Source organism: Campylobacter sp. CNRCH_2013_0898h (genome assembly GCF_025772965.1).
Classification (GTDB): domain Bacteria; phylum Campylobacterota; class Campylobacteria; order Campylobacterales; family Campylobacteraceae; genus Campylobacter_D; species Campylobacter_D lari_D.
This window is the reverse complement of the sequence record NZ_JAKMTD010000002.1, coordinates 110464-136039: the sequence shown is the minus strand read 5'-3', so window position 1 is coordinate 136039 and position 25576 is coordinate 110464. Positions and strand designations below refer to the sequence as shown.

The 25576-nt window shown below is 29.7% G+C and carries 22 protein-coding genes; 7 read left to right on the top strand and 15 right to left on the bottom strand.

The genetic code is table 11. The annotated features are described in order from the left end of the window. The first annotated feature begins 25 nt into the window (after positions 1-25). The 5 genes from L8X50_RS01685 (at position 26) to L8X50_RS01665 (ending at position 6044) form a co-directional block, all read left to right on the top strand. Complete coding sequence (locus tag L8X50_RS01685) at positions 26-604, top strand: class II aldolase and adducin N-terminal domain-containing protein (RefSeq protein WP_263659740.1); 579 nt, start codon at positions 26-28, stop codon at positions 602-604. 81 nt (positions 605-685) lie between these two features. Further along, on the top strand, positions 686-2164 hold the full coding sequence (locus L8X50_RS01680) for a peptidylprolyl isomerase (protein ID WP_263660229.1): 1479 nt from the start codon (positions 686-688) through the stop codon (positions 2162-2164). After that, the gene (gene ftsA, locus L8X50_RS01675; RefSeq protein WP_220566695.1) at positions 2161-3540 is read left to right on the top strand and encodes a cell division protein FtsA; all 1380 of its coding nucleotides are present in this window, start codon (positions 2161-2163) and stop codon (positions 3538-3540) included. The genes L8X50_RS01680 and ftsA overlap by 4 nt, the downstream gene beginning before the upstream one ends. A gap of 11 nt (positions 3541-3551) precedes the next feature. Beyond that, complete coding sequence (gene ftsZ / locus L8X50_RS01670; protein WP_039626779.1) at positions 3552-4658, top strand: cell division protein FtsZ; 1107 nt, start codon at positions 3552-3554, stop codon at positions 4656-4658. 21 nt (positions 4659-4679) lie between these two features. Further along, positions 4680-6044, top strand: a complete 1365-nt coding sequence (locus L8X50_RS01665) for a nicotinate phosphoribosyltransferase (RefSeq protein ID WP_263660228.1) — start codon at positions 4680-4682, stop codon at positions 6042-6044. Here the strand turns inward: L8X50_RS01665 and ispG are convergent. From ispG to L8X50_RS01635, 6 genes are all read right to left on the bottom strand, one after another. Beyond that, complete coding sequence (ispG, locus tag L8X50_RS01660; RefSeq protein WP_373416668.1) at positions 6041-7105, bottom strand: flavodoxin-dependent (E)-4-hydroxy-3-methylbut-2-enyl-diphosphate synthase; 1065 nt, start codon at positions 7103-7105, stop codon at positions 6041-6043. The two genes, L8X50_RS01665 and ispG, sit on opposite strands and share 4 nt — an antisense overlap. Before the next feature lie 55 nt (positions 7106-7160). Then, a complete protein-coding gene (locus L8X50_RS01655) occupies positions 7161-8654 on the bottom strand; it encodes a C69 family dipeptidase (RefSeq protein WP_263660227.1) in 1494 nt (497 codons plus the stop codon). Positions 8655-8774: 120 nt separating this feature from the next. After that, positions 8775-10619 (bottom strand): primosomal protein N', encoded by a 1845-nt coding sequence (locus L8X50_RS01650; protein ID WP_263660226.1) that lies wholly within the window; start codon positions 10617-10619, stop codon positions 8775-8777. Next, positions 10616-11086 carry a type II secretion system protein gene (locus tag L8X50_RS01645; RefSeq protein ID WP_263660225.1) on the bottom strand — a complete coding sequence of 157 codons (471 nt, stop codon included), beginning with the start codon at positions 11084-11086 and terminating at the stop codon, positions 10616-10618. Before L8X50_RS01645 ends, L8X50_RS01650 begins: the two co-directional genes overlap by 4 nt. Further along, positions 11087-11326, bottom strand: coding sequence for a hypothetical protein (locus tag L8X50_RS01640; RefSeq protein WP_133319896.1), 240 nt, complete (start codon positions 11324-11326; stop codon positions 11087-11089). Continuing rightward, a complete protein-coding gene (locus tag L8X50_RS01635) occupies positions 11313-11546 on the bottom strand; it encodes a hypothetical protein (RefSeq protein ID WP_012661890.1) in 234 nt (77 codons plus the stop codon). Before L8X50_RS01635 ends, L8X50_RS01640 begins: the two co-directional genes overlap by 14 nt. 154 nt (positions 11547-11700) lie before the next feature. On the opposite strand from L8X50_RS01635, the gene uvrB reads away from it, so the two are divergent. After that, on the top strand, positions 11701-13674 hold the full coding sequence (gene uvrB, locus L8X50_RS01630; RefSeq protein WP_263660224.1) for an excinuclease ABC subunit UvrB: 1974 nt from the start codon (positions 11701-11703) through the stop codon (positions 13672-13674). A 16-nt stretch (positions 13675-13690) separates the two neighbouring features. Here uvrB and efp read toward each other — a convergent pair whose 3' ends face one another. Genes efp through pheS form a run of 8 tightly spaced genes read right to left on the bottom strand, consistent with a single transcriptional unit; the run spans position 13691 to position 23535 of the window. Further along, positions 13691-14260: an elongation factor P gene (efp, locus tag L8X50_RS01625; protein WP_039618934.1), complete on the bottom strand. Its 570-nt coding sequence runs from the start codon at positions 14258-14260 to the stop codon at positions 13691-13693. 60 nt (positions 14261-14320) lie between these two features. Further along, positions 14321-15901, bottom strand: a complete 1581-nt coding sequence (gene serA, locus L8X50_RS01620) for a phosphoglycerate dehydrogenase (protein ID WP_263660223.1) — start codon at positions 15899-15901, stop codon at positions 14321-14323. Then, entirely contained in the window at positions 15898-16377 is a 480-nt protein-coding gene (locus tag L8X50_RS01615; protein ID WP_133319893.1) for a hypothetical protein, read from the bottom strand. Before L8X50_RS01615 ends, serA begins: the two co-directional genes overlap by 4 nt. 6 nt (positions 16378-16383) lie before the next feature. After that, a complete protein-coding gene (locus L8X50_RS01610; RefSeq protein ID WP_263660222.1) occupies positions 16384-18051 on the bottom strand; it encodes a 30S ribosomal protein S1 in 1668 nt (555 codons plus the stop codon). 55 nt (positions 18052-18106) lie between these two features. Then, positions 18107-18943: a 4-hydroxy-3-methylbut-2-enyl diphosphate reductase gene (locus L8X50_RS01605; RefSeq protein WP_263659749.1), complete on the bottom strand. Its 837-nt coding sequence runs from the start codon at positions 18941-18943 to the stop codon at positions 18107-18109. Then, on the bottom strand, positions 18933-20219 hold the full coding sequence (gene aroA / locus L8X50_RS01600) for a 3-phosphoshikimate 1-carboxyvinyltransferase (RefSeq protein WP_263660221.1): 1287 nt from the start codon (positions 20217-20219) through the stop codon (positions 18933-18935). Before aroA ends, L8X50_RS01605 begins: the two co-directional genes overlap by 11 nt. Continuing rightward, a complete protein-coding gene (gene pheT / locus L8X50_RS01595) occupies positions 20216-22546 on the bottom strand; it encodes a phenylalanine--tRNA ligase subunit beta (protein WP_263660220.1) in 2331 nt (776 codons plus the stop codon). The genes aroA and pheT overlap by 4 nt, the downstream gene beginning before the upstream one ends. Further along, complete coding sequence (gene pheS, locus L8X50_RS01590) at positions 22543-23535, bottom strand: phenylalanine--tRNA ligase subunit alpha (protein ID WP_263659752.1); 993 nt, start codon at positions 23533-23535, stop codon at positions 22543-22545. Before pheS ends, pheT begins: the two co-directional genes overlap by 4 nt. 84 nt (positions 23536-23619) lie before the next feature. On the opposite strand from pheS, the gene L8X50_RS01585 reads away from it, so the two are divergent. Beyond that, on the top strand, positions 23620-23985 hold the full coding sequence (locus L8X50_RS01585) for a histidine triad nucleotide-binding protein (RefSeq protein WP_220566684.1): 366 nt from the start codon (positions 23620-23622) through the stop codon (positions 23983-23985). Positions 23986-24001: 16 nt separating this feature from the next. Here L8X50_RS01585 and pckA read toward each other — a convergent pair whose 3' ends face one another. Further along, complete coding sequence (gene pckA, locus L8X50_RS01580; protein ID WP_263659753.1) at positions 24002-25576, bottom strand: phosphoenolpyruvate carboxykinase (ATP); 1575 nt, start codon at positions 25574-25576, stop codon at positions 24002-24004.

The window sequence follows — 25576 nt, the reverse complement described above, 5'->3', positions numbered from 1 at the left end:
AGCTAAGTTTAAAACAAGGTTTTTAATGAATAAAGAAAATATTATTTCCCAAATTCAAATTCTATCCTCATCAATGTTTAAAAAAAATTTTTTTGGAATTTGCCATGGTTCTGTTTCAGCAAAACTTTCCCAAGGCTCATTTATTATCAACAAAAGCAATGCTTTTTTGAATCAATTAGATGAAAAAAATTTAAGTATCTTAAAATTTGCAAAAGATTATAGCTGGGATGAAGCAAGCAGCGATAGTGAAATACATAAAAGCATATATGAAAATATACCTGAAGCTAAATTCGTATGTTTTGCTTATCCAGCTTATACCTTATCCATGAGTTTAAATCATGATTTCATAACACCTCAAGATTATTTTGGAGAAATTTTTTTAGAAGAAATTCGAGTTTACAATCCTAAAAGTTATGAGGATTGGGATGATAGATCACAAACTGAAATTTATCGTTATATGTTAGAACAAAAACAAAATTTTGTCGTTGTGAAAGGATATGGAATATTTGCTTATGGAAGAACAAGCTATGAACTTGGAAAAATAATAGATTTAATCGAGAATTCTTGTAAAATTATCCATTTAGCAGAGACAAATTTATCATAAAATCATAAAATTAATTTTTTATTAATCACAAATTACCTATAATTTATGGTTTAATTTAATTAATTATGGATTGGGGTAAAAATGCTCACTTGGATGCAGCATCATAAAAAATATTTAGTTATTACTATTTGGATTAGTGTTATTGCTTTTGTTGGAGCAGGTTTTGTTGGCTGGGGAAGTTATGATTTTAACACCGATAGATCAAATTCTGTTGCAAAAGTAGGCGATGAAAAAATAAGCTATGATGAATTCAATCTAAAATATTCTCAATTATTTAACTACTACTCACAATTAAACAATGGCAATTATACACAAGAACAAGCACAAAAAGATGGCTTAGATACTCAAGCTATCAATGAACTTATACAAGAAAAACTTCTGCTTTCTTATGCTAAAACTTTAGGTTTAAATGTAAGCGAAGAAGAAATTGCTTATGATTTAGCGCATCAAAAAATTTTTCATAATGCTTCAGGTGTTTTTGATAAAGATTTATATTATAATTTACTTGCAAGAAACAACTATACACCAAAAGCTTATGAAAAAATTATCCATGATGAATTATTGCTTAAAAAAATCAATGCTATTTTAAATTTACAAATCAAACAAAATGAGCTTGATATGTTTGGTGCAAGTTTTTTAATGCAAGATAATTTAAAAATTCAAATAATAAAACTTGATAATAAAAATATTCCTATTGATGAAAAAGAACTAAAACAAACTTGGGAAAAAAACAAAAACCTATATAAAACACAAAAAAGCTATGAGCTTGCAACTTATTTTTTAGATCCTAATACAATCACAGTTGTTGATAAAGAAATTCAAGCTTACTATGAAGAAAATAAAAATGACTATAAAGATTTTGCAGGAAAAATTCTAAGCTTAGAACAAAGCAAAGATAAAGTTATAAAAGATTTAAAACTTTCCAAGCTTAAACTTAAAGCTAATGAAAGCTATGTTGCTTTGAGAAAAAACGAGCTTAGTTTTGACAAAAACATCACAATAAGCGATGCTGATATTTATTACCCTTTAGAAAACATACAAAAAGCTAAAGAAAATGATTTTATTAAGCCTTTTAAATTTGAAAATGGCTATATGATTGCAAAACTTATAAAAATAAATCCTATACAGACTATGACTTTTGAGCAAGCCAAAAATGAAGTGAGCAAACTTTACATCAGAGAAAAAACTAAAACTTTATTAGAAGAAAAAGCAAAGCTTGCCCTAAATAATTTCCAAGGCATAGATATAGGAACTTATAGTCGCGACTCAAGTAAAGGAGCAAAAGTAGGTGAAATGATAAATGATGCTGAATTTAGTGAGTTTTTAATGCATGTATTTGACTCAAATAAAGCTAAATCTTATGTTTTATTTGATGATAAAGCAATAGTTTATGAAATTACAAAGCAAACTCTAGAAAACAAAGATAAAGAAGAAATTTATAAATTTATCATAGAACAAAGTGCCAAACAAACTAAACAAGCTTTACTTAAGGAAGAATTATTAAAAAAACTTATAGAATTATATCCAATCCAACGCTATTATAAAGGAAATACAAATTGAATATTTTAGGAATTGATTTAGGCTCAATACAAACTTGTGCTATTTTGGCACAAAAAAGCGAAGAAGGACTTAAAATCATTGGTTTTGGAAAATCAAAATCAAATGGTATAAAAAAAGGAGCAATTACCAATATAGAGCTTGCTTCAAAATCTATAGAAGAGGCAGTAGCCGATGCACAAATGATGTCAGGTGTGCATTATGATAAAGTAATTGTATCTATTTCAGGTGCTTATGCAAAAAGTGTAGACAGTATAGGTGTAGTTAATATACCAAATCATGAAATAGGTATTAAAGAAATTCACAGAGCAGTAAGCACAGCAAAACATACCGCAAATATACCTAGTGGATATGAAATCATTCATGTATTGCCTTATAATTTTAAAGTAAATGATCTTGAGCATGTAGAAGATCCTTTGGGAATGAGTGGAAATCGTCTTGAAGTTTCTACACATATTGTAATCTCGCAAGAAGTGCATATTAAAAATCTAAAAAAAGCAGTTGAGCTTGCTGATCTTAGAGTAGATAATATCGTTCTTTCAGGATATGCTTCTTCTATCGCATGCTTTGATGATAGTGAAAAAGAATTAGGTGCTATTTTAATCGATATGGGTGGAGCAGTTTGCGATATGGTCATTCATGCGGGTAATTCTATACGATATAATGAATGCTTACAAATTGGTTCAGTAAATATCACTAATGATTTATCCATAGCTTTGCATACCCCACCAAAAGAAGCAGAAAAACTAAAATTAAATTATGCATCTTTAGCACAAAATGAAAACTCAATTATACAAATTCCATATATGGGTGATGAAAAAAGAAAAAATGAAGTTTCAGTAGAAGTTATATCTAATGTTATTTATGCAAGAATTGAAGAAACTATTATTATTTTAGCTAAAATGCTAAGTGATAATGCTTGTGCAAATCAAGCAGGAGCAGGCATAGTATTAACAGGTGGAATGACAAAATTTGCAGGACTTGACAAACTTGCTTCAGCTTATTTTGATAATAAAGCTGTTAGAATAGCGACCGCAAAAAAAGATACTATGGATGGCTTTAAAGAAATTTTTGAAGATGCAGAAAATAGCTGCGCTATAGGTCTTTGTTTATATGGTGGTGGACATTTTACTCCTTATGAATTAGATTCTAATGAAAAACTAAGATACAAAGGAGAGCCTGAATTTATCAACAAACAGATAAAACAAAATCTCACCATAGAAGAACATGAAGAAGAAAATAAAAATTTTGAAGAAATTTTTCAAGAACAGAGAGATTTTGAAGATGAAAAAACAGAATTAACAAAAGTTGAAACCAAAAAAGATAAAAAATCAAGTTTTATGCATAATTTTTGGAATAAATTAATAAACCAGTTCTAATAGGAGATACAATGAGCGAATATCTAGTAGAAGAAATGCAACACGCAAAAGGTGCAAAAATAAAAGTCATAGGCTGCGGTGGCGGTGGCGGTAATATGATAGATCATATGGTAAATATGGGCTTACATGATCTTGATCTTATCTCAGCAAATACTGATGCACAAGCTATAGCAAAATCTTTAGCAAAAACTAGAATTCAACTAGGTGAGAAAAAAACTAAAGGTTTAGGTGCTGGTATGCAACCAGAAATTGGAGCAGAAAGTGCAAGAGAAAGCTTTGAAGAAGTAAAAGCAGCTTTAAGTCAAAGTGATATAGTATTCATTTCAGCAGGACTTGGTGGTGGAACTGGTACAGGTGCAGCTCCTGTTGTAGCACAAGCTGCTAAAGAAGTAGGCGCATTAACTGTTTCGGTTGTAACTATGCCTTTTGCTTTTGAAGGAAAACAAAGAAAAAAATTAGCTGAAGCTGGCTTGGCTGAATTAAAAAAAGAAAGTGATTCTATCATTGTAATCCAAAATGAAAAACTTCTTAGTATACTTCCAAAAAAAGCAGGTATAAAAGAAGCATTTAAACTAGTTGATGATATCTTAGCTAGAGCTGTTAGAGGTATGGTGTCTATTCTTTTAGAAGATGGCGATATCAATGTTGACTTTGCAGATGTTAGAACTGTTATGAGCCATAGAGGTTTAGCTTTAATGGGTGTGGGTCATGGAGAAGGTGAAAATGCTATCATGGACGCATTATCAAGTGCTATAGAATCTCCATTATTAGATGGTATGACTATGAAAGGCGTTAAGGGCGTGATTATCCATTATAAAATTGGACCTGAATGCTCATTGATAGAAATTTCACAAGCTACTCAAAGCATTAGCGATATAGCAGATGAAAATGCAAAAGTAATCTTTGGTGCAACTACTGATGAAAGCATGGGCGATCGTGTTGAAGTAACTATCATTGCTACAGGTTTTGAAGATAAAGCTGAAATAGAAAGTGCTAAAGAACAAGAAGAAAGTAAAAAAAATAGCTATATGAATTTGCGCAAAGCTAGCGGTGGGTTTGATGAGGAAGTAATTTCTCAACTTGATGTTCCTGCTTTCTTGCGTCGTCAAATGGATTAATTTGTAAGTAAAAATCCTTATATGAATTCTTCATTATTATGTGATTTTTACGAACTAAGTATGGCTTATGCTTATTTTAAACAAAATATGCATAAGCAGATTGTTTATTTTGAAGTTTTTTTTAGAAAAGCTCCTGATAGTGCTTCTTATGCTATTTTTTGTGGATTAGAGCAAATCATAAATCATATTAATCATTTTTCTTTCTCTAAAGATGACATAGATTTTTTGAAAAATACTAAAAAATTTGATGATGATTTTGTAAACTACCTTTCAACTTTAAAATTTAGTGGAGATATACTAAGTGTTAAAGAAGGTGAATGTATTTTTGCTAATACACCTTTAATGATTATCAAAGCACCTATAATAGAAGCTTTATTATTAGAAACTTTCATACTTTTAACTCTAAATCATCAATGTCTAATTGCCACTAAAGCTAGCAGAATTGCTAAAATTGCAAAAGAAAAATTACTCTTAGAATTTGGCTCTCGCAGAGCCCATGGAGAAAGTGCGGCTTTAAATGGTGCTAGAGCTGCTTTTATAGGTGGTTTTCATGCAAGTGCTTGTACTTTAGCTGGGAAAAAATTTAATATTCCTATTAGTGGAACCATGTCTCATGCTTGGGTACAAATGTTTGATGATGAGCTAAGTGCTTTTAGAGCATATTGTCAAATTTATAAAGATAATATAAGTCTTTTGATTGATACATATGATTATAAAAAAGGTATTGAAAATGCTATTTTAGTTTTTAATGAGTTAAATGCGCAAGATTCTATGCAAAATTATTCCATCCGTATTGATTCAGGAGATTTGCTGAAAATCTCTAAATATATTAGAAAAAAACTAGATCTTGCTAACTTAACAAAATGCAAAATCATAGCTAGTAATGCCTTAGATGAGTTCATCATAGAAAAATTACTAAAAAACAAAGCTCCGATCGATGCTTTTGGTATTGGAGAAAAGCTTATTACTTCAGCAAGCTCGCCTATTTTTGGAGCTGTTTATAAGCTTGTTGCATTAGAAAAAAACAATCAAATCATCCCTAAAATAAAAATCAGCGCAAGCTCAAGCAAAACAACCTTGCCACATTTTAAAAAACTCATAAGGTATTATAAAAACAATAAAGCAAGTTTTGATATTTTATATACACATGATGAGAGTATCAAAAATTATCAAGGTTATACATATAAAAATTTACATGAGCTTATTTTTAAAGATGGAAAATTAATCTATGGGCTTCCTAACTTGAAAAATATTCAAGAGTATCATAAAAAAAGTGTTGATAGTTTGGATTTTAAACTAAAAAAACTTCAAAATCCAAGTATTTATAAAGTAAAAATTTCTAAAAAATTACAAAATATGCAAAAAACTTACTTAGAAAAAAATTAATCTTTTTCTCTAAGTTTTACTTCATCTTCTACTTCAAGTAAAAATCTATCAACAAGCTCATCTTCTTTTAATTTTGCCACCACTTCACCATGTCTTATAACTAAACCTTGATTTTTTCCAAAAGCAATAGCCACATCAGCACCTTTAGCCTCACCCAAGGCATTTACAACACAACCCATAACACTTATATTTAATGGTTCTTTTATATGTTTAGTTTTTTCTTCTACTATCTTAATCGCTTTAATCAAATCACTTTGAATTCTTCCACAAGTTGGGCATGAGATGATATTTACTCCACTCTTTTGCACTCCACTATCTTGTAAAATAGCCCTTGCTACCTTAATCTCTTCTTCAAGTTCCCCTGTCATAGAAACTCTCATTGTATCGCCTATGCCTTTTAAAAGCAAATTTCCTAAGGCAATCGAACTTTTAACAGTACTATGAAATTTAGTTCCTGCTTCAGTAACCCCTAAATGAAACGGATAATCACAAAGTGGTCTTAGAGCTTCATAAGCTTTTATGGTATTTTGCACATCTGAAGTTTTCATAGAAATTTTAATGTCAAAAAAGTCTAAATCTTCTAGTAATTTTATATTATATAAAGCGCTCTCAAGCATAGCCTCTATATTATAACCATATTTATCGCTAAATTGCTTTTCTATAGAGCCATGATTTACCCCTATTCTAATAGGAATTTTTCTTTGTTTACAAGCTTGCACCACTTCTTTTATATTTTCTTTTGAGCCTATATTTCCCGGATTAATTCTCACCCCATCGATAAATTCAGCACAAAAAACTGCTAGCTTATAATTAAAATGTATATCCACTATTAAGGGCAAGGGGCTTTTTGCTTTGATTTCTTTTAAAGCTCTTGCATCTGCCATGTCCAAACAAGCTAAACGCACTATATTTGCACCGGCAAAATAAAGCCTATTAAGTTGCTCTAAACAACCTTCAATATCTCTTGTTTTAGTAAAAAGCATGGATTGCACAGAAATAGGCGCATCACCACCTATTAAAACATCACCTACTTTTATTTGTCTTGTTTTATATCTTGTCATTAAAATCACTCTAAAATTATTTTAGAGTATTATAGCCCAAAAATGGGCCATATCATTAATCTTTTTTATTTTTATTAAGAGATTTATATTTTACATCTATATCTCTTGTTAAAAGGGTAAAAATTTGATTTGTTAAATCTTGAGTAAGTTTTTTAGCTTCCATTTGATTTTGTAGTGAAAAATCAACTAAAATTTGCTTTGCTTTATTCTTATCTTTTTTATAAAGACTTAAATATTCTTTTTCCATAGCTTCTTGTTTTAAAGATGTGTCTTTTTCAAATTTAGCATAAGCATTTTTTACAATAGGTGCATACTTATTATAATCACTCATTACAAGAGTTTGTAACTTGCGATAAATCCAATAAATTGATTCATCATCAGCTTCATTTGTTCCTTGTTGATAACCTGCAATAAATTCATCATTACCAAAATAATAAGGCAAATACACACTCAAATCAGCCATTCCTATTGCGACATAATTTAACCTGCCTATCTCTTTAGGAAGCCACGGTCTAACTTGCATGATATGAGATTCATAAGTTCTAAACACACTCACAACACGATAAATATTTTCATCTTCATTGAAATTTGAGTATGGATCATATTTTGTTCTATCATAGTGCGATCTTAAAGCTTTTTTTAAATCATCCACACTAAGTTTCTGTTCAGGTTCTAAAAACACATTAAAATTAGCACTATTTTTTACATCTTGATTTAAAGATGGATTAAACATTTTTTGTATCCACCAAACTCTAGGATAATTATAAGTTAAATCTCTATCATCATTTCTTGTATAAACTTTAAAAAAATCAAAATCCTTATCTACTTTAGGATTATACGCTTTATGAATGACGGCAAAATTTATTAAATTTTTAGAATGCAAGGTATTTTCATCGTTAAATTTTAATTGCTTCAACCTACCCTGGTTTGCGCTAACAAAATACGAATTATTAGGAATTTTTACAGCCATCCACTGATGTGCTGTAGCACTTTCTAAATACCAAATTTCTTTAGAATCCACAAAAGCCACTCCAAAACCCTCAGCAGCACCTTGTTTTTCTATAATATCGCCTAATAATAGAACACCTTCTTTTGCACTTTTAATTCTTGGAAGCAAAACATCTAAAATATCATCTTCACTAATACCATTTTTCTCATTATAAGGATCAAATTTTAAAAGCTCATCTTTTGCATAAATTGATTCAGTAGCACTTATCCCAACACCCTTTTCATTAAAACCAGTAGCACCATGTAATTTACTTTGCCAATTAGCTATAGTGCTATATTGAAAAGATTTAGCAGGTAAAGGGTAAGTAAAATCATTCATTCCTTGATGTGCTTTAGTACTATAAATACCTTTTTGGTTTTCAACTCTTGGATGGATTAAAAAAATCTGTGCTTTATCTGCTTTACTATCAGCACTTCTTGCAACCAACATAGAGCCATCTTTGCTTGCTTCATTTGGTACTAAAATAGTAGTACAAGCTAAAGCATTATTAAGCAAAGCACCAAAAAGTACACAGTTTGTAAGAAAACTAAACTTTTTCATTTTCTCTCCTTTAAATTTAAGAAATTAAAAAAGTATATTCTTATCAAAATAAATTTAAAATTAAAAATAAAATATTGTTTTTATTATAAAATAATAATTATTTATAAATAAATATATTTTTTAAGAAAAATCAACTGGATCTATATCGCAAGTAATATTTTTAAAATTTAAGGCAAAGTGCTCAAATTTTACAAGTTCTTGATGAGTATTAGCACGCAATAATACATAAAAACGCCATTTTTTATTTAGCATTTCAATGCCACAAGCACCATGACCTACTAATTGCACTTGTTTTAATTCTTGAACTTTATTAGCTATAAATTCACATAAATTTAAAGCTTTGTTTTTATCCTCATCTTCAACAATTAGCCTTAAAAGTCTTTTAAATGGAGGGTAAAGCTCACTTCTAGAATTTAATTCATCTTTTAAAAAGCTATCATAATCTTGTATATATTTTTCAAAAAAAGATCTATTCTTAGTTTGTAAAAACACCCTACCCTCACCCTTACGACCTGCACGACCTGCTACTTGCATAGCAAGAGCCAAAGTCTCTTCTAAAGCTTTAAAATTAGGTCTAAATAAATACTCATCAAGCCCCAAAATCACACTCAAATCCACATTATGATAATCATGTCCTTTAGCAAGCATAGAAGTGCCTACTAAAATATCAATTTTTTCTTGGTTAAAATCTTTTAAAATCATATCAAGCTTTTTTACACTGCTAATCTCATCACTATCAAATCTTTTTATGATAGGATTAAACTCAGCTAATTCTCTTTCTAAAAGCTCGCAAAGCTCTGCTGTGCCCATTTTTTTAGCTTCAAGCATAACTCCATTGCAAGTTGGGCAGGTTTGATCGATTTCTTTAGTAAAATTGCAATAATGACATTTTAATGCATTTTTATTTTTGTGCAAACTCAAAGCAATAGAACAAAAAGGGCATTTAATGGTATTAGCACATTCTTTACATAAAATTTGTCTAAAATTTGCCCTTGTAGGTAAAAATACCACAGCTTGCTTTTTATTTCTTAAGCTAATTTTTAATTCTAAAAGTAATTTTGACGAGACGCTAAGCTCGCTCTCATCATATAAAAACTGCTTTTTGCTTTCAAAAAAGGTTCCTTTAAGTCTAAAACAAGGATGTTTATAATAACTTACAACACTTGGAGTAGCCGAACCTAAAAGAACTTTTATATGCATTTTTTTTGCTACAAATAAAGCCAAATCTCTTGCATTGATTTTTGGATTATTAGAAGCTTTATAAGAATTATCATGCTCTTCATCAATAATAATCAAACCCAAATTCTTAAAAGGTAAAAACAAAGCCGATCTAGCTCCCACCACCAAAAGAGCTTTTGAATTTGTTAAATCTTGCAAGTATTCTTGCTTTTTTTTCTTAGTAATTTTAGAATGCCACAAGAAAAAATGCTCACCAAAATACACTTTTAATCTTTTTTGCATTTGCGGAGTTAGAGCGATTTCTGGCATTAAAAGCAAAACTTGCTTTCCTTGCTCTAGATATTCTTTTATCAAGCTAATATAAATTTCAGTTTTACCACTTCCTGTATCGCCAAATAATAAACTAGTTTGTTTAGTTTTTATAAATTCCAAAGCCTCTTGCTGGTTTTTACTTAAACTAGGTGCTTTTTCTATATGAATTTTTTCATTTTTATACTCTTTAATGCTTTCAAACATACCCAAAACAAAAGCTATTTTACTAGCATAATAATAAGCAATAAATTGAGCAAGTTCGTATTGGTATTGCGTTAGTTTAAAACCTATTTTTTCTTTTATAGCTTGGGTTTTAAAATCAGGCTTTGAACATTTTTGTAAAATTATAGCTTTGAGATTTTTTTTCCTTGCAAGATCAACTATCACTTCATCTAAAATTTCAATTTCTTCTTCACTTTCATAAATTAAGGTATCTAAATAATATCCTTTTATAGCAAGTTGATAAAAATTCAAAACCCATAATCCTTACAATTTAAACTCACACATTCTAAAAAAACTTTTTCACTATTATAAGAAAAATCTATGTAATTTTTAGCATTTATAAAAAATCTATATTGAGTACTTGCTATTTTCATCCATGATTTTTTACTTGAAACAATTGGCTTATCTAATACACTATATGAACAATGATTTGTTTTTTTGTAATTTTGCAAACTATCACAAAAAAATAATTTTTGATTTTCACTATTTATCAAAGCTTCATCTAAAATGGCTGGAAAATCCTTACTTTCTTTAAATAAAAACTGATTTTTGAATAAAGCCAAAGAAGCATTGATGAGCTCTACCTCACTTTTTGCTCGGATAAGTTTAGCATCATTTTTTCCAAAAGAAAAATACGGATAAGCAATTGTGCTAAGAATAGCAATAATCATCATACAAAAAATAAGCTCTACTAAAGTAAAAGCTTTTTTTACTTGCATTTATTGTATTTCTTCATCGATAGTGTTTATAAGTTTGTTGAGTTCTTTTTTTAAGATATAATTTTCATAGCTAAGTTTTACAAAAGCATTAATAAAATTTGCAAGTTCTATCTTACCTGTGCCTCCAGAAATTAAAGCAATTTCATCTTCAAGATGATTTGCAAATTCATTACTGCATGTTACAACAAAGTCTTTCGCATAGACATTGATTGTAACTTTTCTTTGATTATTGTTTGCCAAGAACTGCCTCTATTTTTTTGATCACATCTTCACTTTCAATATTTTTATTTTTAAGCTCTTCTTCCAAACGCGCAATTTGATTGTTTTTAGCTTCATTTTGTGCTTTTACGCTCACTAATTCATTTCTTAAATTTTCATTTATTTCACATACTTCATTATATTTAGCCAAAAGCTCATTTACTTTATCTGTCATTGTGTTGATTATTCTTTCATCATACATAATTTTTTGCCTTTATTGATTTTATATTTTAGAGTATTTTAAACACATATTGTAACAAAAAAAAATTTAATTTTGCATAGCTTTTTGTTTTAAAATTTAAATTTTTAGAAAAAATTTTGTGTAAAATTAGTAAAAATACAAGTTAGGAAAAATTATGTTTGAACTTACTAGCGAATTTAAGCCAAGTCCTGATCAAAAGCAAGCTATTGATGGTATAGTAAAAAGCATTAAAGCAGGCAATAAATACCAAACCTTGCTAGGTGTTACAGGTAGTGGAAAAACTTTCACTATGGCAAATATCATTAAAAACTTAAACATGCCTACTCTTATCATGAGCCACAATAAAAGCTTATGCGCGCAACTTTATAGTGAATTTAAAGGCTTTTTTGCAAATAATCATGTGGAGTATTTTATAAGCTATTATGATTATTATCAACCCGAGGCTTATATACCAAGAACCGATGTTTTTATAGAAAAAGACAGCTCTACTAATGAAGACTTAGAAAGATTAAGACTAAGCGCAAGCGCTTCGCTTTTAAGTTATGATGATGTTATTTGCATAGCTAGTGTTTCAGCAAATTATGGTTTGGGAAATCCAAGTGAGTATGTGGGTATGGTTTTAATTTTAGAACTAAATATGCAAATTTCACAAAAAGAACTTTTAAAAAAACTTGTAGATATGGGTTATAAACGCAATGATAATTTCTTTGACAGAGCTGATTTTAGAGTCAATGGAGATATAGTAGATATATATCCAGCTTATTATGAGGATGAAGCTATTAGACTTGAATTTTTTGGCGATGAACTTGAGGCGATGTATCATTATAATGTTTTAGAAAATAAAAAAGGTAAAGACTTAAAAAAATTTATACTTTATCCAACTAGTCAATTTAGCGTAGGTGAAGCTAGACTTAAAGAGGCTATAAAAGGTATAAAAGCTGAATTAAATAAACGCCTTGCTTATTTTGAAAATGAAAATAAACTCGTAGAAGCACAAAGACTAAAACAAAGGGTAGAATTTGACCTTGAAATGCTTCAAAGTACTGGCATGTGCAAAGGAGTTGAAAATTATGCCTTGCATTTAACAGGGCTTAAGAGCGGCGATACACCTTATACGCTTTTTGATTATTTTGCCATTAAAAATCAAGATTTTTTAGTCATTGTAGATGAATCTCATGTATCTTTACCACAATTTCGCGGAATGTTTGCAGGGGATAGAAGCAGAAAGCAAACTTTGGTTGATTATGGTTTTCGCTTGCCAAGTGCCTTAGATAATAGACCTTTGATGTTTGATGAATTTATTAATAAAAATTGTAAATTTTTATTTGTTTCAGCCACACCTGCACCTTTAGAACTAGAATTAAGCAAAGAAAATATTTTTTATCAAATCATGCGTCCAACAGGGCTTTTAGATCCTAAAATAGAAATCAAAGATAGTGAAAATCAAGTAGAAATTTTATACGATGAAGCTAAAAAAGTTATAGAGCGTAATGAAAGAGTTTTAATAACCGTTTTAACTAAAAAAATGGCTGAAGAGCTTAGTAAATACTACTTGGAACTTGGCTTAAAAGTAAAATACATGCACTCAGAAATTGATGCAATTGAGCGCAATGAAATCATCCGTGGCTTAAGAAGTGGTGCTTTTGATATTTTAATCGGGATTAATCTTTTAAGAGAAGGACTTGATTTACCTGAAGTTTCCCTTATAGCGATTATGGATGCAGACAAGGAAGGCTTTTTAAGAAGCACCACTGCACTCATTCAAACGATGGGACGCGCGGCTAGAAATGTCAATGGAAAAGTATTACTTTTTGCTAAAAAAATCACAAAATCTATGCAAGAAGCTATCGATACTACCAATGAAAGAAGAACCCTACAAGAAGCTTATAATAAAAAGCACAACATCACACCAACCTCAGTAAAAAGAAACATAGAAGAAAGTTTAAAACATGAGCTTGAACAAGGAGAAATTTATCGTAAAGACAAAGAACTTGAAAAAATGCCTGCGAAAGAACGCGCTAAAATAGTAAAAGAATTAAGAAAACAAATGCTAGAAGCAGCTAAAAATCTTGAGTTTGAGAAAGCGGCAATGCTTAGAGATGAAATTAATAAATTAAGAACTTTATAATCCCTTAAATAAGGGATTATTTATTTGCTCTTTCTATATACTCTCCACGCACAGTATCAACGCGGATTACTTCCCCTTCTAATACATGGAAAGGAATTTGCACTACTGCGCCTGTTTCTAAAGTAGCTGGTTTTTTGTTTGAGCCTTGAGTATCACCTTTAAAATTTGGTGCCGTTTCAATAATTTTAAGTTCCATTACTTGAGGCACTTCCACACCAATTGCTTTTCCATTGTGAAATAAAACATCTACCATGGTTCCATCAAGCATCCATTTTTTAGCTTCACCCACATCTTCATCGCTAATTGCAACTTGCTCATAAGTTTGAGTATCCATAAATTGACAATTTTCACCATCATCGTATAGATATTGCATTTGCTTTTCTTCTAAATTTGGAGATTCACATTTATCCCCTGCATGGAAAGTTTTTTCCAAAACCTTACCATCGATAAAAGATTTAATTTTAATACGAACAAAAGCAGGACCTTTTCCTGGTTTTACATGTTGATATTCTACGATTTTAAAAGGAATACCATCAATTTCTATTTTTAAACCTTTTTTTAAATCTCCCATTCCATAAGAAGCCATATATTTTCCTTAATTTTAAAATTAAAAAATAATTGTAACAATTAAGGCTTATAAAAAGCCTTAAATTTCTGCATATTCTGCAAAAATACAAGCATCAATAGCTCTTAATTCCTCAAGCAAAGCTTTTGAAATTTTCGTATCAAGCAAAATTACAGCCAAAGCTTTTCCAAAGCCATTTCTACCAAGTCTAAAATCAGCTATATTGACATTATTTTTGGCTAAAATTCCGCTAACATTAGCAATAACTCCTGGTATGTCATTATTGTTTAAAATTATCATTTTCCCTTTTGGTTTAAAATCTACATCAAAACCATTCAATTCTACTATTCTTTGTTCATTTTCACCAAAAATAGTTCCTGAGATAGAAAGGTTAGAATTATCTGTAATTACTTTTATAGTGATTTTATTACTATAACCACTACTTGGTAGAATACAAGAAGAAAGTTCTACGCCCTTATCTTTAGCTACAAAATGTGCGTTAATATAATTAATATTTTCACCTAAAATACCTCTTAAAACACTCACTGTTGCAAAAGTTAATAAAGACTCATTATACTCGCTAATTTGTCCTTCACTTTCAAGTTTAATAGCCTTAATAGGAGTTTTATCAAGCTGAGCAGCCAAAAAGCCCATTTTGGAAATAAGCTCAATATAAGGTGCTACAAAACTTGGTAAATCTTCAGTTTTAATCGGTAAATTTAAAGCATTAGGATAAGAAATTCCTCTTGCAGCATTTAAAGCTTGCTCGCATGCTTGGATAGCGATATTTTCTTGACTTTCTAAAGTGTTTGCACCAAGATGAGAAGTAACAGAAACATTTTCAAAGTCTAAAAATGGATGATTAGTTGCTGGTTCTTTATTAAACACATCGATACCAAGCCAAGCTATTTTACCACTTTTTAAACCTTCACACAATGCATCTTCATTATAAAGACCACCTCTGGCACAATTTATCAATCTTACCCCATCTTTCATTTTAGAAATTTCTTCAAAAGAAATCATATCTGTTGTTTCTTTTGTTTTTGGCGTATGTATGGTAATAAAATCACTTTGAGTTAAGATTACATCTAAAGAATTCACACACTCTATACCCAAATCAGTCATTTTAGAAGCTACCACATAAGGATCATAAGCTATAACTTTCATACCAAAAGCTTTTGCACGTACAGCCACTCTTGAACCTATATTACCAAAACCTATAACTCCTAAAGTTTTATTCATAAGTTCAACACCATACCACTTTTCTCTTTCCCATTTTCTTTGTATTTTTAAAAAATTATGAGCATTTACAAAAGATCTTGCAGAGCATAATAAATGATTCATAGTAAGCTCAACTGCTGCTATGGTATTAGCCGTTGGTACATTCATTACTATAATGCCTTTTTTAGAGCATTCATCTATATCAACATTATCAACCCCAACGCCTGCTCTAACTAAAGCTTTTAAATTAGAACATGCATTGATAAATTTCAAATCCACATCCGTTGAACTTCTAGTAATAGCAACAACTACATCATTTAATTTTGTTAAAAGTTCATCTTTAGGTAAATGTGCTGCTTCGATAAGCTCAACATCATCAGCTTTTCTTAAAAGTTCTACGCCTTTGTCTAATATCGCATCACATACAATAATTTTTTTCATAACCAAACCTCCTTTAATTTTGCATTTATGTTATAAATTTTTAATTTGTCGATCAGTGTATTTAATACTTTTTCATTATTTGTATCTAAATAAATTGCCACTTCATCTTTACTCTGTGTTAAAGTGTATTTGATAAAAAAAGAATGCAGAGTTTGCTTTAAACAAAACATAGAATAAACATCATTTTTATTTACATCGAGCATATAAAATTTTTGTTTTGGCTTTACTACAGAATCATCCATATTAAAACTCATATAAAATTCATTTGCTGCTGGAGAAAAATCATTGATTTTAATATTTGAAAGTTTATCTTGCCAAGTTTGTGGTAACTCTTTTTTTATTTCATCAAAAGAATATTTAACATTTTGTGAGATAGGTAAATTCCCAATATCTACATATCTCACCATAAAAATAAAAGCAATAAATAAAATTAGGCTTAAAAAACCTAAAATACCATAAAGGGTATATTTTTTCATTTTTTATTATAAAAGTTGATCTTTGATAATATCACCTAAAGTTACTTTGTCATTATCATTGATTTCATTTAATGCTTCTCTTTCTTTCATTCTTGCAAGGCTTTTTACGCTTAAACGAATTCTATTTTTCTTTTCATCAATGAAAACAATCAAAGCTTCTATTGTATCACCTACTTTTAAACTTGAAAAATCAATATTTCCCAAATCCTCTTTATGAATAAGCGCATCAACGCCTTCTTCAAGCTCTACAAAAACTCCAAAATCTTTAATATCTCTAATTTTACCAGAAATAACATCATTTACTTGGTGTTTTTGAGCATAAACTTGAACAGGACTTTTTTGTAATTCTTTAGTACTTAAAGAAATTTTTTGATTTTCTTTATCTAGTCTAATGATTTTAACTTCTACAACATCACCAACTTTATACATATCTTTACATTTATCACTTCTATTCCAAGAAGCATCTTCATTATGCAACAAACCTTCTAAATTAGCAATTTTTATAAAGGCACCAAAATTAGTCACGGAAGTAACACTGCCTTTTAGCACATCACCTACTTTATACGATTTTAAAAACTCATCAAAAGGTTTTGCTAATAAATTTTTTAAAGAAACTCTAAGTCTTCTTTCTTTAGCATTAATTTCAATCACTTCCACATCAAGCTCTTGACCTTCATTAATATAATCTTTTGGATTTTTAGCATTTTTATCCCAAGAAATTTCACTTATATGTAAAAATCCTTCTATATCATTTCCTAAATCTACAAAAGCACCATATGGTTCTATATTTGAAACCGTAACTTTAATAGTATCACCAACTTCTAAACCATCTTTAATTTCATCCCAAGGATCAGGCATGGCAAGTTTTATAGATAAAGAAAGATGTTTTTTATCTTTATCATATTTAATCACTTTTACAGGAACTTTATCACCTTCATTATACAACGAACTAGGATTTACTGGTCCTTTATAAGAAATTTCACTATAATGAACTAAACCATCAACACCACCTACATCAACAAACATACCGTAAGTAGTGATTTTTTTAACAACACCTTCTATAATTTCTTCTTGATTTAATACATTTGAAATAATTTCTTTGCGTTTTTTTCTTTCCTCATCTACTATTTTTTTTCTAGAAACTACTATACTCTGAGCTTCTTTATCTATTTTTATAATTTTAACTTTAAAAGTTTTATTGATAATATTATTTGAATCTTTAAAACTGCTTTGTGATTTTGGTAGGAAAAACTCCACTCCATTTTCATCCACAGCTACAAAGCCACCTCTATTTTTACCAATGATTTTTACATCAAATATACTTTCATCATCTTTATAATTGTTAATAAATTCTTTAACTTTTTGTTTTCTTAAAGCTTTTTTATGAGAAAGTAAAGATCTGCCACCGCGAGAACCTACTATAGCAACTTCTAATGTATCACCTTCTTTGAAGATAAATTCGCCTTTTTCGTTTTGAATTTCTTCTGCTACTAAAATACCTTCTGATTTTTGTCCTACATTTACAAATACCTCATCGCCTTTAATCGCGACAATTATACCTTGTGTAGTTGCCTCCTCATCAGACTTAAAAGATTCTTCAAGCATTTGCTCAAAATCTTCTTCTATGATAATATCCTCTAGTCTGTTTTGAACTTTTTTGTTCACCTCGCTCATTGTGGTCCTTTGTTTTAAATTTTAATTGTTGATTATAGTATTGTTTTCTTTAAACTTAGTTAATTTTGGCGTATTCTTTGATTTTTTCCAAAACCAAATCAATCACCCAATCAGGTGTAGAAGCACCCGCACTAATGCCACATTTTTCTTTACCGCTAAACCATTCTTTCTGAATTTCTTTTTCATTTTCGATTAAATAACTATCTTCACAATAGTTTTTTGCTATCAAAAAAAGCTGTTTAGTATTGGCTGAGTTCTTCCCTCCAACTATTATCATTACATCACTTTTTTTAGCAAGTTCATTGATTGCTTCTTGATTTTTAAAAGTCGCATCACATATTGTATTAAAAACACGCACTTCCTTAACCCTAAGCATTAAAAAATTTACAATTTCCATAAATTTTTCTATCTTTTTTGTAGTTTGTGATACTACTGCAATTTTAGAAGGCAATTTAATATCAAGCAATTCTTTTTCATCAAGCACTACATAAGCTTTAGTACTTACATAACTTCTAACCCCTTTTACTTCAGGATGATTTTCATCCCCAAAAATAACAACTTCATAACCTTCATTGCTCATTTGCTCACAAATTTTTTGAGGTTTAGTCACAAAAGGACAAGTTGCATCAAAAATTTCTATATCTTTTTGCTTTAATTTTTCTAAATCTTGCTTTGTAATACCATGAGTTCTAATGATGGCTTTTTTTTCTGTGCTTAATTCATTGATATCATTTAATGTTTTAACATTATAATTTTTCCAAAGTCTTGTGATTTCTTCATTATTATGAATTAAAGGGCCTATGGTAGCTGCATCTTTAATCTGCTCGGCTTTTTTAATAGCTCTTTTTACTCCAAAACAAAATCCATAACTTTTTGCTAATTCAATCTCCAATCTTAGCTCCTATTTGCTTTAAAATCTCAATAAAATTTGGAAAAGAAGTTTTGATGCATTCACTATCATCTACTTCCATTCCACATCTTAAACCTAAAATTAAAAAACTCATCGCAATTCTATGATCTCCAAAGCTTTCTATTTTAGCATTTTTAACTTCGCCACCTTCTACTTCAAAGCCATCTTCAAATTCTTTTACTTTTATGCCACATTTTTGCAAATTTAATACAATTGATTTGATTCTATCACTTTCTTTTACGCGCAATTCTTTAGCATTTTTTATAATGCTTTTTCCTTTTGCACAAGCAAAAGCTATAGCCAAAGCTGGAATTTCATCAATCAACCATGCGATATTTTCACTCACATTTACCGCCTTTAAAGGCGCACTTTCAACACAAATTTCTCCAATACTTTCAAAATCTTCATTAGTAATATTATAAGTGATCTTTGCACCCATTTTTTCTAAAATTTTAAAGGCTTCAATGCGTGTTTTATTTAACAAAACATTTTTTAAAACTACTTTTGAATAAGGTAAAATACAAGCAGCTAAGGCAAAATAAAAGGCTGATGATGGATCATTTGGTACACATACTTCAAATGCTTTTAATTTTTCTTTTAAAGGATTGATTTTGATAAAAGTTTTATCCTCATTTAAATACTCAATGCAAGCTCCCATTTTATTAAGCATAATCTCACTATGATCCCTTGAAAGCTCAATTTCTTTAAAATAACTTTCTTTTTTGGCAAATAAAGCTGCTAAAATTAAAGCTGATTTTACTTGAGCTGAAGCAATATTACTACTAAAGTCAAAACCATCTAACTTAGCCCCTTGTATACAAATAGGCGCTAAATTTGCGTTAGCTCTTCCAAAAATTTTAGCTCCTAAACTCATCAAAGGCCCACTCACTCGCTTCATTGGCCTAGCATTTAAATAACAATCTCCACTAAGAACAAAAAATTCATCTTCAATAGCACTTAAAAAACCTATTAAAAGTCTCATAGCTGTACCTGAATTTCCACAATCTAAAATACAATTTGGAGATTTTATATATTTTGGAGCTTTAATATAAATTAATCCATCAATTTCCTCAACCTCAGCTCCTAAAGCTTGAATGATTGCTAAAGTATGTAAAGTGTCTTGTGCTTTTAAATAATTTTTAATTTTGCAAGTTCCTTGGGTAAGCAAAGAAAAGATAGCAAAGCGATGAGATATAGACTTATCAGAAGCTATATCTTCAAGCTCTGCTCTAAAAGAACCAATAGGACTGATTTTCATCGAAGTTTTAAACCATGCTCATCATCTAAAGCTTTGATGATTTTATCAATATATTCAAGGATAATATTATCTTCTAAGGTTTTTTCAAAATCTCTAAATACCAAATTAATAGTCAAGCTATAAAAATCACCCAAATTTTCATCTGTATATAAATCTACCACTCTAAAGCTTTCTAATCTTTCGATATTTAATTTAGCAATAGTGTGTTTGATTTTTTCATATTCAAAACCCTTAGGTATAACTATACTTAAATCCCTGCTCATAGATGGAAATTTAGAATATGCTTTAGCGGTTTTAAAGTCTTGTTTTAAGCCTTCCAAATCAAGCTCACAAATATAAGTTTTAACCAAATCCCTTTCATTTTCTATACTTAAATGCACTCTACCTACAAAACCTATACGCTTGCCGTTTTTATATACATTTGCTTGTTCATATGGACTTAAAAATGCATATTCTGATTTTTGTAAACTAAACTCACCTATAATGCTTTTTAATTCTGCTAAAAAGGTATAAAAATCCACTAAAACAGGCTTGGCCTTATTTGTAATTTTAGCTTCTTCTTTATAACCACTAAAGATCATTGCAAATTTAGCATGCTCATTTGAAAACTCATCAAAAACACTACCACACTCAAAAAGTTTAATTTTCTTTTTTGAATTTCTTAGATTAAAGCTTACTGCATTTAAAAGATGATTTATCAAAGTACTTCTTAAAGTATTAAGTTCGTTAGTAATAGGATTAATGAGTTTGTTTTTAATACATTTAAATCCTAGCTGACTTAATTCTTCTTCATTATCTAAAACATAATGCACACTTTCAAAATATCCATTACTACTTGCTTTTAATCTTAAATTTTTAAGCTCTTGATAATCAAAATATACTTGATTTAAACGATTTTTTTCTCTAAATTCTAAAGCTTTTGATGGGATATTATCAATACCGATAATTCTTACTATTTCTTCACTAATATCAGCTATATTTACTATATCACTACGGTGAAGTGGAATTTTAATATTAAATTGTTCATCATTTACCACACTTATTTCAAAGCCTAGTTTTCTAAGAATTTTGACTAAATTATTTTTATCTATAGGCATACCAATGATTTTATCAACCTCTGCACCAAAAATCCCAATAATATTTGCTTCATTTTCTTTAAAAACTTGTTGGCTTCCTGAAAAAACACTCATTGCACTAATTTTTAAGCACTCATTAAATAAATACTCCATTCCCAAAGAAAGCTTAGGCTCACTGCCTCTTAAAGAACGATATATAGTATCATTTTTCTTTTTATAAAAGGCTATTGCATTTGCTATAGTTTGAGGATGAGTATAGCTTGCTTCTATAATGATGATTTTACTCTCATCATTAATTTTAAATTTATCTTCTTGCTCTATACCTGCTAAAGCAATCAACTCATCTTTATAATAAACCCCATACTCTCCATGCTCTTGAGTTTTAATCTCTAAAACAATCTTTTCATCAATTTGACAATCTTGACAAAGCTTATGAAAATCATAAGCACAAAAAATCACTCCACTTGCATGAGTTGCATAAGTTAAAAGATTTTCTATGTTGTTATTTTTATATGCTTCAATCAAAGCAAGACGAATTTGTATCGTGATATTTAACTTAAATTCTTCTTTAATCTCTAGTGCCTTATAAGCAAAAAATCCTTCAACATCACTTTGATTTTTAACACTTAGTATTCTTCCTATACCTACGCTATTTTCACTTTCTTTTAAAGGGTTTAATTCTTTTAAATTTAAATCAAGTGCTGCACTTAAATCTCTAGCAACACCATATAAACTCAAGCAATCCCCGCGATTTGGAGTAAGTTCTATTTCAATTAATTCATCATTAAACAAATCATATTCATTAAGAGCTTTTCCTAAAACTAACTCTCCCATACTTTCATCTAAAACCATAATGCCTTCATTACTTTTTCCAAAACCAAGCTCACTAGAAGAGCAAATCATACCCATAGATTCAACCCCTCTAAGTTTGGCAGGTTTTATCTCAAGTCCGCTAGGAAGCACTGTACCTACTAAAGATACGGCTACAAATTGATCTTTATCAACATTTTTTGCACCACAAACAATTTGTAAGATTTCATTCCCAATATCTACTTTACAAATATTCAATTTATCTGAATTTTCATGTTTAACTTTTTCTAAAACCTTACCTATTACAACTTTTTGAGGAGCTTTAACACTTTTGAAACTATCAACCTCTAATCCTATGGAATTTAAAGTATTTACTATAGTTTGTGTTGATATTTCACTTAAATCAATCCATTCATTTAACCAATTTCTACTAATAATCATCTAAATTGCTCCAATAATCTTAAATCACCTTCAAACATAGAACGCAAATCAGGAATTTTATGTAAAAGCATAGCAAAACGCTCCACACCCAAACCAAAAGCATAACCACTTACATTTTTATAACCAACAAATTTATAAACATTAGGATCAACAACGCCACATCCTAAAACTTCAAGCCATCCTGTTTGCTTACAAACCCTACATCCACAACCTTTACAAAACACACAAGAAATATCTACTTCAGCAGATGGCTCTGTAAAAGGAAAAAAGCTTGGTCTAAAACGCACTTTTACATCGCCAAACATATGTTTTAAAAAATGCTCTAGCATATCTTTTAAATTTGCAAAATTTACCTTATCGCCTTCTTCTACCACAAGTCCTTCTACTTGATGAAACATAGGGGTATGAGTAATATCAAAATCTCTTCTAAAAACTGCACCTGGTGCTATCATTCTAATAGGTGGTTTTTGAGATAGCATAGTTCTAATTTGAACTGGAGAAGTTTGAGATCTAAGCAAGGTTTTATCTTCAAAATAAAAAGTATCTTGCATATCTCTTGCAGGATGATTTTGTGGTAAATTTAATGCTTCAAAATTATGAAAATCATCCTCGATCAAAGGCCCTTTTTCTATACTGAAATTTAAAGCTGTAAAATACTCTATGATTTTATCCATAGTTTGCATGATTGGGTGCAAAGCACCTGCATTTGAAGTTTCATCAAAAAAGCTAAAATCTTGCACATCTTGTTTCATTTTTTCATTTAAAGCTTTTTCTTCTAATTCTTTTAATTTTATTTGATAAGCTTCATTAAATTCATCTCTTGTTTTATTTAAACCATTAGCGAATTCTTTTTTTTCTTCACTTTGCAAATCTTTTAACTTTGCAAATTCTAAAGTCAAAATACCTTTTTTTCCCAAAACACTTACTTTTATATTTTCAAGTTCTGCTAAAGTATTTGCAGAAGCAATTTTTTCTATCATATCTTGCAATTTTAGCTCCAACTAAATTTTTTTTAAACATTCTAATGTAAAATTATTTAAAATTAGCAAAAATAATAAAAAAAGGACTACTAAATGAGAGAAAAAACCGTATTTGAACTAATCGTAGAAGGAAAAATCCCTGCTAATAAAGTTTTAGAAAGTGAAAAATTTTTAGCTTTTCATGATATTAATCCTAAAGCACCTATTCATATTTTAATCATTCCAAAAGAGCATTTTGAAAACTTTCAAGAATTAAGACCTGAATTAATGAGTGAAATGACACAATTTATCCAAGAACTAGCTACTCTTTTAGGACTTGATAAAAGTGGATATAGATTAATCACAAATTGTGGAAAAAATAGCGGACAAGAAGTTTTTCATTTACATTTTCATATGTTAGGTGGATTTGAGCTTCCAAAAAATAAAGAAACCCAAATCAATCCTCAATCTTTATTCTAAAAAGAGCTAACTCTTTTTAGATAGCAGGACCAGCTAGTTTAAATTCTGCTCCTTCTTTTACATCTTCATAGCGTTTGAAATTTTCTATAAACATTTTTGCAAGCTTTAATTTAGTTTCTTCATAAGCTTTTTTATCCTCCCAAGTATTAACAGGGTTTAATAACTTACTTTCTACACCCGCTAATTCTTTTGGAACTGCAAGATTAAATAAATCATAGTTTTCAAACTCACAATTTTGTATGCTACCATCTAAAATCGCATTAATACAAGCTCTAGTAGCTTTAATACTCATTCTTTTGCCTACACCATAAGCTCCACCGCTCCAACCGGTATTTACCAGATAAACATTTACATTATGCTTGCTGATTTTTTCGCCCAAAAGTTTTGCATAAACAGTTGGGTGTAATGGCAAAAACACTTCTCCAAAACAAGCTGAAAAAGTCGCAACAGGTTCGGTAATGCCTCTTTCAGTACCTGCTACTTTAGCAGTATAACCACTTAGAAAATAATACATTGCTTGTTCTTTACTAAGCTTACTAACCGGAGGTAAAACACCAAAAGCATCCGCTGAAAGGAAAATGATATTACTAGGATGACCTGCACTAAGGCTTGGCTCGTGATTTAAAATATGCTCTATCGGATAAGAAACTCTAGTATTTTCAGTTTTAGAACCATCATTGAAATCAACGCTTAAATCATCTTTTAAAACTACATTTTCTAAAAGTGCATTTTGCTTTATAGCTCCATAAATTTCTGGTTCACTTTGAGGATCAAGGTTAATACATTTTGCATAACAACCTCCTTCAAAATTAAACACACCCTCATCATCCCAACCATGCTCATCATCGCCTATTAATTTTCTTTTTGGATCAGTTGAAAGAGTAGTTTTACCTGTACCACTAAGCCCAAAGAAAAGCGCTACATCACCTTTTTCTCCAACATTAGCACTACAATGCATAGAAAGTTTATTTTCTAGTGGAAGCCAATAATTCATCATAGAAAAAATTCCTTTTTTCATCTCTCCACCATACCAAGTTCCACCAATTACTGCTATATTTTTTTCTATGTTAAAAATGACAAAAACCTCTGAATTTAAACCATCTTTTTTATAATCTTCATTAATACATTTGCAAGCATTATACACCACAAAATCAGGTTTAAACTCACTAAGTTCTTCTTCTTTTGGACGAATAAACATATTTTTTACAAAATGTGCTTGCCATGCAATTTGAGTTACAAAACGCACAGCTTTACGACTTTTTAACGAAGCTCCACAATATGCATCTTGGATATAAATATCACTATTACTAAGTTGTTTTTTAGCTTTTGCTAAAAGCTTTTCAAATAATTCCTCACTAATAGGCTGATTAATCTTACCCCAAGCAATGTATTTTTGCGAAGGATCTTGTTTTACAAAATATTTATCTTTAGGACTTCTTCCAGTAAAAATTCCTGTATCTACACTAAAGGTACCATTTTTAGTACATACACCTTCATTATTGTTTTTTTCGTGCTTTAAAAGCTCATCATAACTAAGATTGTGAAAAACTTGTCCGATATTTTCTAAGCCTAAATTTTCTAAACCTTTCAT